20 protein-coding genes are annotated in these 15646 nt (G+C 72.9%); 13 read left to right on the top strand and 7 right to left on the bottom strand.

What is annotated here, in order from left to right:
* Positions 1 to 15 precede the first annotated feature (15 nt).
* The 12 genes from ABD091_RS11800 (at position 16) to ABD091_RS11745 (ending at position 9288) form a co-directional block, all read left to right on the top strand.
* Positions 16 to 1017 carry an alpha-ketoacid dehydrogenase subunit beta gene (locus ABD091_RS11800; protein ID WP_343918624.1) on the top strand — a complete coding sequence of 334 codons (1002 nt, stop codon included), beginning with the start codon at positions 16 to 18 and terminating at the stop codon, positions 1015 to 1017.
* Positions 1017 to 2240 (top strand): dihydrolipoamide acetyltransferase family protein, encoded by a 1224-nt coding sequence (locus tag ABD091_RS11795; RefSeq protein WP_343918622.1) that lies wholly within the window; start codon positions 1017 to 1019, stop codon positions 2238 to 2240. The genes ABD091_RS11800 and ABD091_RS11795 overlap by 1 nt, the downstream gene beginning before the upstream one ends.
* A 50-nt stretch (positions 2241 to 2290) precedes the next feature.
* Positions 2291 to 3181 (top strand): sugar-binding transcriptional regulator, encoded by an 891-nt coding sequence (locus ABD091_RS11790; protein ID WP_343918620.1) that lies wholly within the window; start codon positions 2291 to 2293, stop codon positions 3179 to 3181.
* 131 nt (positions 3182 to 3312) lie between these two features.
* Entirely contained in the window at positions 3313 to 4305 is a 993-nt protein-coding gene (locus ABD091_RS11785) for a sugar-binding transcriptional regulator (protein ID WP_343918618.1), read from the top strand.
* A 1-nt stretch (position 4306) separates the two neighbouring features.
* A complete protein-coding gene (locus ABD091_RS11780) occupies positions 4307 to 4696 on the top strand; it encodes a transcriptional regulator GutM (RefSeq protein WP_343918616.1) in 390 nt (129 codons plus the stop codon).
* Positions 4697 to 4838: 142 nt separating this feature from the next.
* Positions 4839 to 5462: a PTS glucitol/sorbitol transporter subunit IIC gene (gene srlA / locus ABD091_RS11775; RefSeq protein ID WP_343918614.1), complete on the top strand. Its 624-nt coding sequence runs from the start codon at positions 4839 to 4841 to the stop codon at positions 5460 to 5462.
* Positions 5459 to 6034 carry a PTS glucitol/sorbitol transporter subunit IIB gene (locus ABD091_RS11770; RefSeq protein WP_343918612.1) on the top strand — a complete coding sequence of 192 codons (576 nt, stop codon included), beginning with the start codon at positions 5459 to 5461 and terminating at the stop codon, positions 6032 to 6034. The genes srlA and ABD091_RS11770 overlap by 4 nt, the downstream gene beginning before the upstream one ends.
* 46 nt (positions 6035 to 6080) lie before the next feature.
* The gene (locus tag ABD091_RS11765; protein WP_343918610.1) at positions 6081 to 6452 is read left to right on the top strand and encodes a PTS glucitol/sorbitol transporter subunit IIB; all 372 of its coding nucleotides are present in this window, start codon (positions 6081 to 6083) and stop codon (positions 6450 to 6452) included.
* Positions 6449 to 6850: a PTS glucitol/sorbitol transporter subunit IIA gene (locus ABD091_RS11760; RefSeq protein WP_343918608.1), complete on the top strand. Its 402-nt coding sequence runs from the start codon at positions 6449 to 6451 to the stop codon at positions 6848 to 6850. Before ABD091_RS11765 ends, ABD091_RS11760 begins: the two co-directional genes overlap by 4 nt.
* A gap of 2 nt (positions 6851 to 6852) precedes the next feature.
* Complete coding sequence (locus ABD091_RS11755) at positions 6853 to 8181, top strand: NAD(P)H-dependent oxidoreductase (protein WP_343918606.1); 1329 nt, start codon at positions 6853 to 6855, stop codon at positions 8179 to 8181.
* Between the two features lie 55 nt (positions 8182 to 8236).
* Positions 8237 to 8983, top strand: a complete 747-nt coding sequence (locus tag ABD091_RS11750) for an IspD/TarI family cytidylyltransferase (protein WP_343918604.1) — start codon at positions 8237 to 8239, stop codon at positions 8981 to 8983.
* Complete coding sequence (locus tag ABD091_RS11745) at positions 8980 to 9288, top strand: hypothetical protein (protein ID WP_343918602.1); 309 nt, start codon at positions 8980 to 8982, stop codon at positions 9286 to 9288. Before ABD091_RS11750 ends, ABD091_RS11745 begins: the two co-directional genes overlap by 4 nt.
* Here ABD091_RS11745 and ABD091_RS11740 read toward each other — a convergent pair.
* The 4 genes from ABD091_RS11740 to ABD091_RS11725 form a co-directional block, all read right to left on the bottom strand.
* Complete coding sequence (locus tag ABD091_RS11740; RefSeq protein ID WP_343918600.1) at positions 9265 to 9834, bottom strand: 2-C-methyl-D-erythritol 4-phosphate cytidylyltransferase; 570 nt, start codon at positions 9832 to 9834, stop codon at positions 9265 to 9267. The two genes, ABD091_RS11745 and ABD091_RS11740, sit on opposite strands and share 24 nt — an antisense overlap.
* Positions 9835 to 9953: 119 nt before the next feature.
* Positions 9954 to 10913, bottom strand: a complete 960-nt coding sequence (locus ABD091_RS11735; RefSeq protein WP_343918598.1) for an ABC transporter substrate-binding protein — start codon at positions 10911 to 10913, stop codon at positions 9954 to 9956.
* 64 nt (positions 10914 to 10977) lie between these two features.
* Positions 10978 to 11742: an ABC transporter permease gene (locus ABD091_RS11730; protein ID WP_343918596.1), complete on the bottom strand. Its 765-nt coding sequence runs from the start codon at positions 11740 to 11742 to the stop codon at positions 10978 to 10980.
* The gene (locus ABD091_RS11725; protein WP_343918594.1) at positions 11739 to 12437 is read right to left on the bottom strand and encodes an ABC transporter permease; all 699 of its coding nucleotides are present in this window, start codon (positions 12435 to 12437) and stop codon (positions 11739 to 11741) included. Before ABD091_RS11725 ends, ABD091_RS11730 begins: the two co-directional genes overlap by 4 nt.
* 3 nt (positions 12438 to 12440) lie before the next feature.
* Between ABD091_RS11725 and ABD091_RS11720 the strand changes: the two genes are divergently transcribed.
* Entirely contained in the window at positions 12441 to 13427 is a 987-nt protein-coding gene (locus ABD091_RS11720; RefSeq protein ID WP_343918592.1) for an ABC transporter ATP-binding protein, read from the top strand.
* On the opposite strand, the gene ABD091_RS11715 is transcribed toward ABD091_RS11720, so the two are convergent.
* The 3 genes from ABD091_RS11715 to ABD091_RS11705 are packed head-to-tail and all read right to left on the bottom strand — an operon-like array spanning position 13413 to position 15642.
* Positions 13413 to 14549: a GNAT family N-acetyltransferase gene (locus tag ABD091_RS11715; RefSeq protein WP_343918590.1), complete on the bottom strand. Its 1137-nt coding sequence runs from the start codon at positions 14547 to 14549 to the stop codon at positions 13413 to 13415. The two genes, ABD091_RS11720 and ABD091_RS11715, sit on opposite strands and share 15 nt — an antisense overlap.
* Before the next feature lie 22 nt (positions 14550 to 14571).
* Positions 14572 to 15150: a hypothetical protein gene (locus tag ABD091_RS11710; protein WP_343918588.1), complete on the bottom strand. Its 579-nt coding sequence runs from the start codon at positions 15148 to 15150 to the stop codon at positions 14572 to 14574.
* Positions 15151 to 15159: 9 nt separating this feature from the next.
* On the bottom strand, positions 15160 to 15642 hold the full coding sequence (locus ABD091_RS11705) for a DUF3180 domain-containing protein (RefSeq protein WP_343918586.1): 483 nt from the start codon (positions 15640 to 15642) through the stop codon (positions 15160 to 15162).
* Positions 15643 to 15646 lie beyond the last annotated feature (4 nt).

Below are 15646 nucleotides of genomic sequence, written 5' to 3'. Positions count from 1 at the left end.
CCGAGGGACCACACCATGACCGACCAGACGTCCGAGCGCACCATCACCTACTCCGAGGCCGTCCGCGAGGCGATCGGCCAGGCCATGGCCGCCGACGACTCCGTCTTCATGCTCGGGGAGGACATCGGGGTCTACGGCGGCGCCTTCGGCGTCAGCGGCGACCTCTACCACCGCTTCGGCGCCGACCGGATCCGCGACACCCCGATCTCCGAGCTCGGCATCGTCGGCGCCGCCGTCGGCGCCGCGCTGGCCGGGATGCGCCCGATCGTGGAGATCCAGTTCTCCGACTTCACCAACCAGGCGATGGACCAGATCGTCAACCAGGCCGCCAAGATCCACTACATGCTCGGCGGCGCGGCGAGCGTGCCGATGGTGCTGCGGGCGCCGCTGGGCTCCGGCACCGGCGCGGCTGCCCAGCACTCCCAGAGCCTCGAGGCGTGGTTCGCCCACGTGCCGGGCCTCAAGGTCGTCATGCCCGCGACCGCGGCCGACGCCAAGGGCCTGCTGCTCGCAGCGATCGACGACCCCAACCCGGTCATCGTGCTCGAGCACAAGCTGCTCTACCGCACGTCGGGCCCGGTGCCGGAGGAGGCGGTGCGCGTCCCCCTCGGCGAGACCGCCGTACGCCGCCGCGGTGACGACCTGACGATCGTGGCGACCGGCGTCATGGTCTCCCGGGCGCTCGAGGCCGCCGAGACCCTCGCCGGAGCGGGCATCGACGCCTCGGTCCTCGACCCGCGGACGCTCACCCCGCTCGACGACCGGCCGATCCTCGACGACGTCTCCCGCACCGGACGGGCGCTGCTGGTCCAGGAGGCGCCCGGTCACGTCGGCTTCACCGCCGAGCTGGCCGCGCGGATCGCCGGGTCACCGACCCTGTACCGGTTGCTGGCCCCGATCCGTCGGCTCAGCGGCCTCGACGCCCCGATCCCCTACGCCCCCCAGCTCGAGACGGCGTCGGTCCCCCAGGTCGACGACATCGTCGAGGCCGCCCAGACCCTCATCAAGGAGTCGTGATGGCGCGCCTCGCGATCCGGATGCCCAAGATGTCGATGACGATGACCGAGGGCGAGGTCGCCTCGTGGAACGTCAAGGTCGGTGACGAGGTCGCCGTCGGCGACGTCGTCTGCGAGGTGATGACCGACAAGATCGACATGGAGGTCGAGAGCACGGTCGCCGGCACCCTCGTCGAGATCGCCGTCGAGACCGGCATGGCCGAGGTCGGCGCGCCGATCGGCTGGGTCGAGGGCGAGGACGACGGCGCGAGCTTCGGCGACCTGCTCAGCGAGCCGGACCCCGAGCCCGAGCCGGCGCCGCCGGCGCAGGCCGACCTCGAGCCCGACCCGGCGCCCGTCGTCGCCGAGCCCGCCCCGGAGCCCGAGGCCCGACAGGCTGAGGCACGCGGCATCACCCCGGCGGTGCCTCGGGCCCGCGCGCTGGCCCGCGAGCACGGGGTCGACCTCGACGCCCTCTCCGGCACCGGTCCCGACGGCCTGGTCCGGATGGCCGACGTCGAGGCGGCGCTGCCCGCCCCGGCCGAGCCGGCCCCCGCACCGGTCGCAGCCCCGGTCGCACTACCGACCCAGACGCCCGCCGCGGCCCCGGCCTCGCTGGACCGCAAGGCGTCGATCCGGGCCGCGGTGGCGCGGGCGATGACGCCCTCGGCGGCGATCCCGCAGTTCACGGTGTGGCGCGAGATCACCCTCGACACCGCCGACGCGGCCCGCCAGGGGCTGTCGTGGACGACCGTCCTGCTGCGCGGCTACGCCGCCGCGCTGCGCGACGTGCCCGACCTGCTCGCGCGCTGGGAGGGCGACCGCTCCGTCGACTCCGGTCCCCCGGCGGTCGCGCTCGCGGTGGCCACCGACCGCGGCCTGCTGGTGCCGGTGTTCTCCGAGCCCGACACGGGCGACGCCGCCGCTCTCGACGCCGAGATCCGCGACGTCGTGCGCGCCGCCCACACCGGCAAGCTCGACCGTCGCTACCTCGGGCTCGCCAACGGTTCGCTGTCCAACCTCGGCGGCGCGGGCGTCGACCGGTTCCAGGCACTGCTGACGCCGCCGCAGGCCTCCGTGCTGAGCCTCGGCGCGATCACCCGGCGGCCGGTCGCCGTCCCGGGCGGGCTCGGTGTGGCACTGACGGTCCACGCGGGACTCACGGTCGACCACCGGGTCGCCGACGGCGCCCACGCGGCCGAGCTCCTGGCGCGGCTCGCGGCACGGCTGGAGCAACCGCTCTGAGTCGCGCCCGGAGCTCCGACGACCTGCTGCGGGCGGCCCTCCTCTACTACGTGGAGGGCCGCTCCCAGGCCGAGGTCGCGACCGCGCTGTCCACGAGCCGGCCGAACGTCTCGCGGATGCTCGCCGAGGCGCAGCGGCGCGGCATCGTCGAGATCCGGATCAACCATCCCGACGGCCGGGCGCCCGATCTCGAGTCGCAGCTCGAGCGCACCTTCGGCCTGACGACGGCCCGGGTCGCCCGCCGCGGCCCGGGGACCGCCCTCGACGAGTCCGGACGGCTCGCCGCCCGGCTGCTGGTCGACTCGCTCGAGGACGGCTCGACCCTGGCGCTCTCCTGGGGCCATGCGCTCCAGTCGCTGGTGAGGTCCGTCGACGTCGACCGCGACCACGACGTCACCCTGCTCCAGCTCCTCGGCGGGACCTCCGCCGTCGGCCACGGCGTCAGCGGCCAGGAGCTCGTCCGCGAGCTCGCCTCCAGGCTCGGCGCCGACTACCGCCCGCTCCACGCCCCGGCGACCCTGCGCTCGGCCGAGGCCACCCGCACCGTCGTGGCCGAGGAGTCGGTCGCAGCCGCGCTGGGCGCGGCCGGGCGGGCACGGCTCGCCTTCGTCGGGGTCGGTACGCCGCGCACCGGCTCCTCCGCCGCCGTGCTCGAGAGCCTCGACCTGTCGACCGAGGAGCAACGCGCATTCTGGGACGCCGGGCCCGTGGGGGACCTGGCCGGCCGCTTCTACGACGCCGACGGGGTCCCGGTGACCGGCCCGGTCGACGACCGGGTCGTCGGCGTGAGCCTCGACGGCCTGCGCGGCATCCACCACGTCGTCGGCGTCGCGAGCGGCCGGGAGAAGGCCCTCGCGGTCGTCGCCGCGCTCCGCGGCGGACACCTCGGTTCGCTGGTCTGCGACGAGACGCTCGCCCGCGAGCTGCTGCTCGCCGCCTGACCTTTGTCCACGGGACGTCAACAGATCCCGCCCAATTCGCGAACCAGCGGCGCCGACCCCTTGACGTGACTGGAGTCACACCCCTATACATGGCTGAACGTATGTGAGAACGCTTAGTCACAGAGGTGCAAATGCCCACACCGCGCACGCCGGAGACCTTGCTGGCCGCCGCGCGCCTGTACTACCTCCAGGGCCGCTCCCAGGCCGAGGTGGCGCAGGCGCTCGGGACCAGCCGGTCCAACGTGTCGCGCATGCTCGCCGAGGCGCAGCGCCAGGGCATCGTCGAGATCAAGATCAACGACCCCGGTGGTCGCGTCCACGAGCTCGAGGAGCAGCTCGAGCAGCGCTTCGGGCTGCGCGACGTCCGGGTCGCCCACGGCGCCGGGGCCGGCGTCCGGCTCGAGGACCAGGTCGGCGTCCAGGCCTCCCGCCTGCTGCTGGAGAACCTCAAGGACTCGATGACCGTCGCACTCTCCTGGGGCCACGCGCTCCAGTCGATGGTCTACGCGACGACCGGCGACGACACCCACAGCGGCGTCACGCTGGTCCAGCTGGTCGGTGGCCTGTCGTCGATCCGCAACGAGATCAGCGGCCAGGAGCTGGTCCGCGAGCTCGCCGTGCGCCTCGGTGCCGGCTACCGCTTCCTCCACGCACCCGCCACGCTGGAGTCGAGCGTCGCCCGGGACGCGCTGCTGTCGGAGACCTCGATCGCCGACGCGCTCGAGACCGCGACGCGCGCCGACCTCGCCGTCGTCGGCATCGGCACCCCGACCCACGGCTCGTCCTCCGCCATCCTCGACGCGCTGCGGCTCGAGGACGACGAGGCGGAGCACTTCTGGGCGCAGCAGCCGGTCGGCGACGTGGCCGCCCGCTACTACACGGCGTCCGGCAAGGCCGTCCGGGGCGCGGTCGAGGAGCACGTCATGGCCGTGACCCTCGACGACCTGATCGCCATCCCGCACGTCATCGGCGTCGCCTACGGCCGCGCCAAGGCGCCGGGGGTCCTCGGTGCGTTGCGCGGTCACATCATCGACTCCCTCGTCTGCGACGAGGGGCTCGCCCGCCACCTGCTCAGCGACGAGCTGAGCACCGCCTCACCCGTCCCCACCACCGGAGGTGCCTGAGATGCCCACCCCCATGCTCCTGCTCGCGGCCGTCGTGGCCGGCTGGCTCGTGCAGCTGTGGCTCACCTACCGCCAGTCGATGTCCTTCAACGACGACGTACGTCGCCTGCGCGGCGCCGGCACCGTCAGCGTCGGCTCCGGCGGACGCCGCTACCGCGGTGGCCGCGCCTTCGCCGCCCTGGCGTTCGACGAGCACGGCGTCGTCACCGACGCGATCCAGCTGAAGGGCTTCACGACCTTCGCCCGCTCACGACGCTTCACCGAGGTGCTCGGCCTCAAGGCCAGCCAGCTGCGCGGCGAGCGTGAGGTCCCCGGGCTCTCCACCAAGCAGAGGGAGGCGGTCCGCCAGGCCGCCGAGCTCCTCAGGCAGGGCCAGCCGGCCCTGCACTAGAACCAGGTTTCCCCGCGGCCGGGGCTGGTGGCACCCAGGCCCGACCGCGAGGACGTCGAGCGGCTCGCCCGCCGACACAGCAACAGATGCCAGGCACGCATCACGGATCGGTTCCTCGGGAAACCCTCGACAAGGAGAAATCATGCCATTCACCCCAGTGGCGGCCATCGTGACGGCCGCCGCCACCGACACGGTCGAGGAGCCGACCGGGTTCTTCGGAGCCCTGGCGTCCGCGGCCGAGTGGTTCATCGGGCTCTTCCAGGCCGGCGGCGCCACCTTCCAGGGCCTCGTCATCGGCATCGTCCCGACGCTGATCGTGCTGCTGACCGGCGTCAACGCGCTGATCCGGCTGATCGGCCCGGAGCGGATCGACAAGCTCGGCGAGGTCGCCGCCCGACCGGGAATCCAGTACTACCCGGTGCGCTACCTGGTGCTGCCGGTGCTGTCGGTCTTCTTCCTGACCAACCCGATGGCCTACACCATGGGCCGATTCCTGCCCGAGCGCTACAAGCCGGCCTTCTACGACTCGGCCGTCTCGTTCGTCCACCCGATCACCGGCATCTTCCCCCACGCCAACGCCGGTGAGCTCTTCGTCTACCTCGGCATCGCCGCCGGCATCACCACCCTCGGCCTGAGCACCGCCGACCTCGCGGTCCGGTTCCTCCTGGTCGGCATGGTCGTGATCCTCATCCGCGGCATCGTCACCGAGCTCATCACCGCGCGCATGCTCTCGCGGCGCACCACCACCGAGGAGGTCTCGGCATGAGCACCACGACCACCACCCGCAGCGGCGGCGGCTTCGGCAACGTCCTGGTCAAGATCGGCAAGGCCGTCGGCGGCGTCGTCGGCACCCTCTACCAGGCCGGGCGCGACTCGATCGACACCGTCATCAAGATGATCCTGCCCTTCATGGCGTTCATCGCCCTCCTGATCGGCATCATTACCGAGACCGGCATCGGCGACGCGCTCGCCCACCTGATCGAGCCGTTGGCCTCCAACCTCATCGGCCTGCTCGCGATCAGCATCTTCTGCGCCATCCCGATCCTCTCGCCCGTCCTCGGCCCCGGCGCCGTCATCGCCCAGGTCGTCGGGGTGCTGCTCGGCACCCGGATCGGCGAGGGCGACATCCCGCCGCAGTACGCGCTGCCGGCGCTGTTCGCGATCAACCCCCAGGTGGGCTGCGACTTCATCCCCGTCGGTCTGGCGCTCGGCGAGGCCGAGGAAGAGACTGTCGAGGTCGGCGTACCTGCCGTGCTGATGTCGCGACTCATCACCGGACCGCTCGCGGTCGTCATCGCCTGGTTCGCCAGCTTCGGGCTCTACAGCTCCAGCTCGTGACCGGGTCCGTCCTCCGACAAGCCTGACAACCACAGGGAGTTCCACCATGGCTGAGTACAAGTCCGTCAAGGTCAGCAAGGGTCGCGGCGGGTGGGGTGGTCCGCTGACCATCACGCCGAGCGACGACCGGCCGCTGATCGCCTCGATCACCGGAGGCGGCATCCACCCCGTCGCCGAGAAGATCGCCGAGCTCACCGGCGGGGAGGCCTACGACGGCTTCTCCAAGAGCGCGCCGTTCGACAAGATCGCGGTGGCCGTCATCGACTGCGGCGGCACGGCCCGTGTCGGGGTCTACCCGATGAAGAAGGTGAAGACCGTCGACATCCACGCGACGTCGCCGGCGGGCCCGCTGGCCCAGTTCATCACCGAGGAGCTCTTCGTCTCGGGGGTCAAGCCGGAGGACGTGGAAGAAGCATGACCACCTCCGACTCGCAGGTCGTCTGGGAGTCGGAGGTCACGCAGGTGGGCGGCCAGGTCGAGGCGTTCCTCGACCATGGCCTGCTCATCTTCTTCGGGGACAACGCGCCCGCGGAGCTGCACGACATGTCCGTGCTGCACCGCGCCGCGATCTCCGACGACGGCCCGCGCGCCGGCGACCTCCTCCTCGTGGGGGGGACCGAGATGGAGGTCCTGGCGGTCGGCCACGTCGTCCGCGACAACCTCCTCAACCTCGGCCACCTCGACCTCAAGGCCGACGGCCGAACCGAACCCAACCTCCCCGGCGACGTCTGCGTCCGGACCGGTGACCTGCCGCTGCTCAAGGCCGGCGACACCTTCCGGATCACGCGCCCCGCCGGCTCCGACCAGGAGAACTGACCATGAGCTATCGCGACAGGCTGCAAGAGCGCCTCGACCACACCGGCAGGCCGCTGCGGGTGGGGCTGGTCGGCGCCGGGCAGATGGGCACGGGCTTCGCCGCCCAGCTGCTCCGGATGCCGGGCATCGCCCTCTCCGCCGTGTTCGACGTCGACCGCGGCCGTGCCGTCGACGCCCTCGGCCAGGCCGGCATCACGCCGGCCGACACCACCGACGTCGACCGGGCGTCGCGCGAGATCGAGAACGGCGGCAGCGTCGCCTTCGCCGGCACCGACGACCTCGGCGGGCTGCCCCTCGACATCGTGGTCGAGGCCACCGGCGTCCCCGACGTCGGCGCCCGCGTCGCCGTCGAGGCGCTCGCCGCCGGCATGGGCATCGCCACCCTCAACGTCGAGTCCGACGTGACGATCGGTCGCTACCTCGCCGAGCTCGCCGACTCCTCGGAGGGGATCTACTCGGTGTGCCGCGGCGACGAGCCGGTGGAGACCAAGATCCTCGTCGACTACGCCCGTGACCTGAACTTCGAGGTCATCTGCGCCGGCAAGGGCAAGAACAACCCGCTCGACCCCCACGCCGGCCCCGACGACCTCGCCGAGCGGGCGCGCACCAAGCAGATGAACCCCAAGATGCTGACCAGCTTCGTCGACGGCTCCAAGGCCATGATCGAGATGGCGGCGCTGGCGAACACCACCGGCCTGGGGGTCAGCAAGCGCGGCATGCACGGCCCGCCGTCGACGGTGCCGACGCTCCACCAGACCTTCGCGCTGAAGGCGGACGGCGGCGTGCTCGACCGCGCGGGCGTCGTCGACTACTGCACCGGGCCGGTCGCGCCCGGTGTCTTCGTGGTGGTCCGCACCGAGGACCCCTACGTCCACCACGAGATGACCTACCTCCAGATGGGCGAGGGTCCCTACTTCGCCCTCTACCGGCCCTACCACCTCGCCAGCCTCGAGGCCCCGCTCACGGTCTACGAGATGGCGCTGGACCACCGGGCCAGCCTCACCTCCGAGCACTGGACCGCCGAGGTCGGTGCCGAGGCGAAGCGGCCGCTGAAGGCCGGCGAGCGGATCGACGGGATCGGCGGCTCGATGGTGCGCGGCCTGATCGACCCGGTCGAGGACTTCCGGCGCGACAACGCGGTGCCGCTCGGTGTGCTCCAGGGCGCCGTGCTGACCCGCGACGTCCCGGTCGACCAGATGCTCACCTACGACGACGTCGAGCTCGTCGAGAGCTCGACCATCGTCCGGATGCGGCGCATCCAGGACGGCATGGCGGCCGGCGAGAAGGCGCCGACGCTCACCGAGCTGCGCGACCTGCTGGCGGCCGGCTGAGGCTCGTGCCCAGGGGCTGGTCTCGGACGGCACCGGTCGCGGCTACGCTCGGCCGGTGCCGTCCGACCCCGCCCCCGTCCGCGCCGCGGTCGTCGTGCTGGCGGCCGGCGAGGGGCGGCGTACGGGCAGCCACACCAACAAGGTGCTGCTGCCGCTGGCCGGCCGCCGCGTCTTCACCTGGTCGATCCGGTGGGCGCGGCTGCTGCCCGAGGTCGTCCGGACCGTGCTCGTCATCCGTGACCAGGACCGCGACGTCATCGAGGCCACCCTCGCCCGCGAGGTCGGCCCCCCGAAGGTCGACGTGGTCGAGGGCGGCAACAGCCGGCACGGCTCGGAGTGGGCGGCCCTCCAGCTCCTCGCCCCCGCCATCGAGGCGGGTGAGGTCGACGTGGTGGTGATCCACGACGCCGCCCGACCGCTGGCCGGCAGCGACCTGTGGGCCAGCGTCATCGAGGCCGCCGCGGAGCTCGGCGGGGCACTGCCGGCCGACGACCACGGCCACCTCGCCACCCTCGACGGAAGCGAGCTCGCCCCCGACCGGATCGTCGCGGTCCAGACACCCCAGGCCTTCGCCGCGGCGCCGCTGCTCGAGGCCTACCGCCACGCCGACACCGAGGACTTCGTCGGCACCGACACCGCGAGCTGCATCGAGCGCTACACCGACGTGCCGGTCCACTGCGTCCCCGGCGACGCCGGCAACATCAAGATCACGTTCCCCGACGACCTCTTCATCGCCGAGCGGTTGCTCGCCAAGGCACGATGGGACCTGTCCGGGGGACGCGAGGGAGGTCGACGCCGGTGAGCACCGAGATCGCCGAGCTGCACTGCGAGACCTGCCAGCGCGTCACCGACCACGAGCTGCACTACACCGGGCGGCTGCTGGAGTCGACGCGCTGCACCGAGTGCGGTGCCCACCTCGACGTGCCCGCCCGCGACATGCTGCCGACCTATCTCGCCGACCTCGAGCAGCGCGTCGCCAGCAAGCCGCTGCGGCTGTGGCGTCGGGCGGGCCAGGACCCTCGCGGCTTCCTCCGGACGCTGCCCGGCGCCGTGCTGCGCCAGCCGCGCAAGCTCGCGGGCGAGCTACGGTCGATCTTCCGCCACTGACGCCCCGACCGGGGTCGGGTGGCCGGCGCCGGCACGCACCCGGTGGCCGACCTCGTCGAGGCTCTCGAGGAGGCGTACGGCGCGGACGTCCTCGATCCGGCGGCCGAGCGAGGGGGCACGGACCAGCTCGACCTCGACCCGGCGCCGCAGCCAGGCGACCAGGGCCGCCCCGTCGTCGACCGGCATCGGCGCCGACACGTCGCCGGCGTCCAGCGCCGTCGCCGGCACCAGGACCGGGGAGGTGACGGTGACGAGCGCGTCACGGTCGATGGTCTCGGTGATCCGACCGTCGACGACCGCCTTGAGGGTGTCGGTCACGGTGCGGACCCCCGCCGCACCCTGGTCGGGCCGCTCCCGACCCCGGGCCAGGACGGTGGTGATGAAGCCGGCGGTCACGAGCGGGCAGAGCGCGTCGTGGACCAGCAGCGGTCGACCGTCCGCGACGACCTGCTGCCACCAGGTCTCGGGCGGCAGCACGTCGACGGGGATCCCCCACCGCCGCGCGTCGCGGCGTAGGCGATCGGCGTCGGCAGGGTCGGCGAGCACCTCGACGTCGCCGACGGCGGCGTCGAGGGCCCGCAGCGCGTGGGCGTAGAGCGGCTCGCGGTGGAGCTGGTGGAAGGCCAGCTCCGACCGCCCCGCCAGGACGAGCAGCGCGCGCGGTGTCAGAGCAGGCCCTCGCTCTCGAGGAAGTCGCGGGCGACGTCCTCGGGCTTCTCGCGGTCGACCGCCACCCGGCCGTTGAGCTCGGTCAGATTCTCGGTGGTCAGCGCCGCCATCAGCGGGTTGAGGACGTCGGCGAGGTCGGGGTGCTCGTCGAGGAACTCCGTCGACACCGCCGGCACGAGGTTCTGGGCCGGCTGGATCTGCTGGTCGTCCTCGAGCACCACGAGGCCCTGGGACTCCAGGGTGCCGTCGGTCGTCGAGGTCTCGCCGAGCTCGGCCTCGCCGTCGATCACGGCCTGGTAGGTCTGGTCGCTGGCGTAGCCCAGCGGCAGCACCTCGGTGATGTCGATGCCGTACTGGTCCGACAGCCCGCCCTCGCAGTCGAGCCGGCCCTCGCAGTCGGGGGCCGCCGCGAGCGTGACGGTCATCCCCTCGAGGTCGGAGAGCGTGGTGACGCCCTCGGACTCGGAGAACTCCTGGGTCACGAAGAACGCGTTGGTGTCGGTCGCCCCGGAGACGTCGAGCAGGGTGATGCCCGCGTCGTCGAGCAGCTGCTGGCCGTCGTCGGCGAGCTGCTGGCCGTCGCCGGCCTCGAAGGGCTCGGCCTTCGCACCGTTGGCGTCGGCGTTGAGGAAGTTGACGATGCCGCCGACGTACTCCGGCACGACGTCGACCTCGCCCGGGAAGGTCGGCATGTAGCCGTCACGGGAGTCGACGAGCTTGACGTCGGGCTCGTAGCCGGCGTCGGCGAGGAGCTGGGAGTACATCTCGGCCATCAGGGTGGCCTCGGGGAACGACTGGCCGGCGATCGAGACCGGGCCACCGGAGCCGCCCGCCGAGGAGTCGTCGCCGCCCGGGCTGTCGGAGGCGAGGTCGTCGCCGGCGCAACCGGCGAGCAGGAGGGAGCCGGCGGCGAGGACCGCGGCCAACGAGCGCTTGAACGTCAGCGTGGAAGTCATGGGCACTACCTTCTGTGTCCCGCGGCCGTGGGCGACCGCGCGTGTCCGGTGCGGGAGCCTCCCGCTAGCCCTCGCCGGAGGCGAGCGCCGGGTCAAGCGTACGTGGGGGCTCCGACATGTCATCTCCCCCGCGGGGTGAACCCCCGGCACCGGGCGGGGTGACCGCCCGCTGCGCCCACGCGGCCAGCAGCTCGAGGACCAGCGCGACGGCGGCCACCACCACGGCGCCGGCGATGCCCTTGCCGTAGTTGGTGCGGTAGAAGCCGTCGGTGATGACACGCCCCAGCCCAGGCCCGGCGACGAGCGCGGCGATCGTCGCGGTCGCCCAGACCTGCACGAGCGCCAGCCGGAGCCCCGAGGCGACCAGCGGCAGCGCGAGCGGCAGCTCGGCACGGACGAACTGCTGGCGGCCGGTCATGCCCATGCCGCGTGCGGACTCCTTCACCTCGGCCGGGACCTCGCGCACGGCGACGTAGGCGTTGGTGATGATCGGCGGCAGCGCGAAGGCGGCCAGGGCGAGCAGCGTCGCCAGCCCGGCCCGGCCGTAGGGGCCGAGCTCGGCTCGGCCGGGGAAGTCGAGGGTCACCAGGAGCGCCAGCAGCGCGAACGTCGGGACGGCGCGGCCGATGTTGCTGACGTTGATGGCGAGGAAGCCGCCGCGGCCCAGGTGGCCGAGCCAGAGGGCGAGCGGGAGCCCGACCGCCACGGCGATGGCCAGCGCGGTCACGGTCAGCAGCAGCTGCTGGAGGAGGAGCTGGAGCATGCCGCCGTCACCGGTCCAGCTGCTCGCCGTGGTCAGGTAGTCCCACGTGTCGAGGAAGATCCTCATGCCGTCGCCCCTCTCGTCCACGGAGTCAGGACCCGTTGGAGCAGCACCAGCAGGACGTCGAGGAGGACGGCCAGCACCACGCACAGCACCGCGGCGGTGAGCAGCTCGGCGCGGAAGTTGGTGCTGACGCCGTCCTTGATGAGGTTGCCGAGACCGCCGTAGGCGACCAGCGAGCCGACCGTCGTCAGCGCGACGGTCGACACCGTCGCGACGCGCAGCCCCGCCATGATGACCGGCAGCGCGAGCGGCAGCTCGACGCGGGTGAGGAGCCGGCCGGCGCCGTACCCGAGCCCGGTGGCGGCCTCGCGCACGTCGGCCGGGACCGCCCGGAAGCCCTCGAGCATGCTGCGCACCAGCACGGTGAGGGCGTAGAGCCCGAGCCCGATCACCACGGTCGTCGGGGACAGCCCGGTGAAGGGCACGAGCAGCGGGAAGAGCGCCAGCGACGGGATCGTGTAGAGGCCGGTGCTGATCCCGAGGACGGACGACTCCAACCGCGGGTGACGGCGGGCGAGCAGGGCCAGCGGGAAGGCGACCAGGACGCCGAAGGCGACGGAGGCGACGGTGATCCAGACGTGCTGGACGGTCGCCTCCACGATCTCGTCCTGCCGGTCCACGACGTACTGGAGGCAGAACCACTCGTTGGTCAGGCGGCTGTAGCAGCTCGGCTCCGCGGCCTGCGCCAGTAGGGTCACGGCATGGACGCTACCGCCCAGCCCGCCATGATCCGGTTGTCCGGGGTCGGGAAGACCTATGCCGACGGCACCGTCGCGGTGCACGAGCTCGACCTCGCGGTGGCGCCCGGCGAGCTGGTCTGCCTCGTCGGTCCCTCGGGCTGCGGCAAGTCCACGACGCTGAAGATGATCAACCGGCTGATCGAGCCGACGACCGGCACGGTCGAGGTCGACGGCGAGGACGTGACCCACGGTGACCCGGTCGCGCTGCGCCGCTCGATCGGCTACGTCATCCAGCAGGTCGGGCTCTTCCCCCACCAGACCATCGAGACCAACGTGATGACGGTCCCGCTGCTCTACGGCGAGTCGAGGTCGACCGCGCGCTCACGCGCCCACGAGCTGATGGAGCTCGTCGGGCTCGACGCCGCGACCTACGCCGGCCGCTACCCCCACCAGCTCAGCGGCGGGCAGCGGCAGCGGGTCGGGGTCGCGCGGGCGCTGGCGGCCGATCCGCCCGTCCTGCTGATGGACGAGCCGTTCGGTGCGGTCGACCCGGTCGTGCGGGTGCGGCTGCAGGAGGAGTTCAAGACGCTCCAGCGTGACCTCGGCAAGACCGTCGTCCTCGTCACCCACGACATCGACGAGGCGGTGCGGCTCGGCGACCGGGTCGCGGTCTTCGCCGCCGGTGGCCGGCTCGCCCAGGTCGCGACGCCGGCCGAGCTGCTCGCCCGGCCCGCCGACGACTACGTCGCCGACTTCGTCGGCTCGACGTCCGGCCTGCGCCGCCTGACCGTCACGGCCATCGACCCCGACCACCTCGAGCCGATGGACGGCGTCAACGCCTCCGAGCTCGCCGGCGTCGTCGACGTCGGCGCCACCCTCGAGGAGGCGCTCGCCGCGATGCTCCGCGACGACCGGCCGATGGTCGGCGTCAAGGACGGCGCCCGCTTCGTCGGCGTCCTCACCCCCACCGGCATCCACTCCGCCCTGCGCGCCTCACTCGTCGACTGACTCCTCGACCGGCTCCGTCACCGGCACGTGGCGGTGCCAGGACTCGGTGACGTACTTGGTGCGCCAGCCCATGGACTCGTAGAGGCGGTGGGCGTGGGTGGAGGAGTCGGCGTCGACCTCGAGGCCCACGGACCGACGGCCGCGGCGGGCCGCGTCGGCGATGACGGTGTTGAGCAGGCCCTTGGCCACGCCCCGGCCACGCGCGGCGTCGACGACGCCGATGTAGGAGACGTAGGAGGCGTCGGGCCCGGAGCTGCTCTCCGAGACCGTGCCGACGAGCGCGCCCACGGCCGGAGCGCGGCCCGCGGGGGCCTCGAGTCCCTCGGGCACGTCGTCGACGAGCTCGGCGAGCCACCAGTGGTTCCAGCGGTGGCCCGGGTCCTCGCGGAGCCGGTGGAGGAACTCGGCGTAGGTCTCCTCGAAGGAGTTGAAGTGGTCGGTGAAGGCCTGCTCGAGCACGTCGTGGACGGCGCGCAGGTCCTCCTCGTCGGGCAGGGCGCCACCCTCGCGGTCGACGAGCCGGAACCGGGCGCCGCGCGCCTCCCACTCGTCGGGGTCGGGCACCAGCGAGATCTCGTCGGGCTCCACGGGACGCTTCATCTGCCACCACGACCGGACCTTGCGGAACCCGGCGCCGGAGAGCCAGTCGGCCTGGCGCTGGTCGCCGGCGAAGGCGCCGGTGTCGATCTGCTGGGTCTCGAGGCCTCGCGCCGCGCCGACGGCGCGGGCCTGCTCCTCGGCCCACTCGAACAGCAGGCGCGAGCAGGAGTCGGCGATCTTGTCCTCGAGGTCGCGCTCGACGACGTGGACGAACATCATCCGGCCGGCGGCGCGGTCGTGGACGCTGCCCCACGCGCGGATCGTGCCCTCGGGGTCGCGCACGACGACGTTCTCGCGCATGCGCAGGCCCTGCTCGGAGACCTCGACGAGGACGTCGTCGACCGAGGCGCCCGCCCAGCCGCGGCCGGCGTCCTCGTGGGCGCGCAGCAGCTGGGTCAGCCGCGCGACGTCGAAGCGGTCGCTCGGGTCGGGCGCGGCCACCTGCCAGCCGTCGAGCAGGTGGTCGGAGTCGGCGAGGATGCCGTCGGGGTCGGACTGGAAGCGGTTGTCCTTCGGGATCACGTCAGGACATTCTTCCCTACCGTCAGGCGTGCATCCGCCCGGGCTGCTGCTCCCACGCCGTGACCTCGGCGCGCAGGACGTCGATCTCCTGCTCGAGCTCGGCGACCCGCAGGGCGGCCTCGGCCGCCCGCTCCTCGGCCTCCTCGAGCCGACGGGTGGTGTCGCGACCCTCGTTCTCGGCGAGCTCGGCGCGGCGCGCCTCGGCGTTGAACTTCAGGGTCGCCTCGGCCGCCCGCTTCTGGGCCGCCGACAGCGCGACCTCCAGCTCGGTGAGGGCCACCTCCTGGCGCTCGACGCGCGAGGTCATGGCGGCGCTGAACTCGGCGTGCTCGGCGGTGCGGCGGTCCGTCAGCTCGCGGTAGGCCTGGGCCTGCTCGGCCCGGTCGCGCGCGGCCTCGCGGCGGCTCTGGAGCAGCTCGGTGTGGGTGATCCGGGTCGCGGCGGCGCCGAGCACCACCGCGCTGAACGCGGCGAACGCCTGGAACCAGGCGGAGCCACCGAGGAACGCGGCGGTCACGAGGACCGCGGCGGTCGTGAGCAGGGAAACGGCGACCGTGAGGCGCGTGGAGCGCTGTCGCCGACGAGCAGTCGGGGAAGACATGCTCGTAGGTTAGGGCTCCCCGTCCTCGGAACGGACGCGACACGCACGCTCGAGGAGCAACGCTCCGGTCACGATGGCCACGCCGGCGAGACCGGCGAGCGAGGAGCGGAGGATCCGCTCGTCGGCGAGCTCGGCGCGCACGCCGAGCCAGCTGACCGCGTAGCCGGCGTAGCCGCCGGCCACCAGACCGCCCACGACCACGCAGGAGCGGGCCAGCACCAGCCGGTTGACGGCCTGGTGGGGCTCCAGCCCGTCGCGACGGACGTGGAGCGTGCGGTGGGTGGCGTAGGCCGCGGCGAGGAGCACCGCCGCCACGAACGCCAGCGTCAGCGGCTGGAGCCAGCTCACCACCGGCGGGTTGCCGAGGCGCGCCGAGACCGGGTGGAGCAGCCACCCCGCGACCAGCCCGATCATCACGGTGGCGCCGACGGTCGCGGGGCCGGTGGGGCGGAGCCGGCCCTCCGGCCCGGGCTCCCCGGAGGGCGTGCTCACCGGT

The organism is Nocardioides aestuarii (assembly GCF_039527245.1).
In the GTDB taxonomy this organism is placed as follows: domain Bacteria; phylum Actinomycetota; class Actinomycetes; order Propionibacteriales; family Nocardioidaceae; genus Nocardioides; species Nocardioides aestuarii.
The sequence above is the reverse complement of the archived record's forward strand: the minus strand, read 5'-3'. Positions and strand labels throughout refer to the sequence as shown.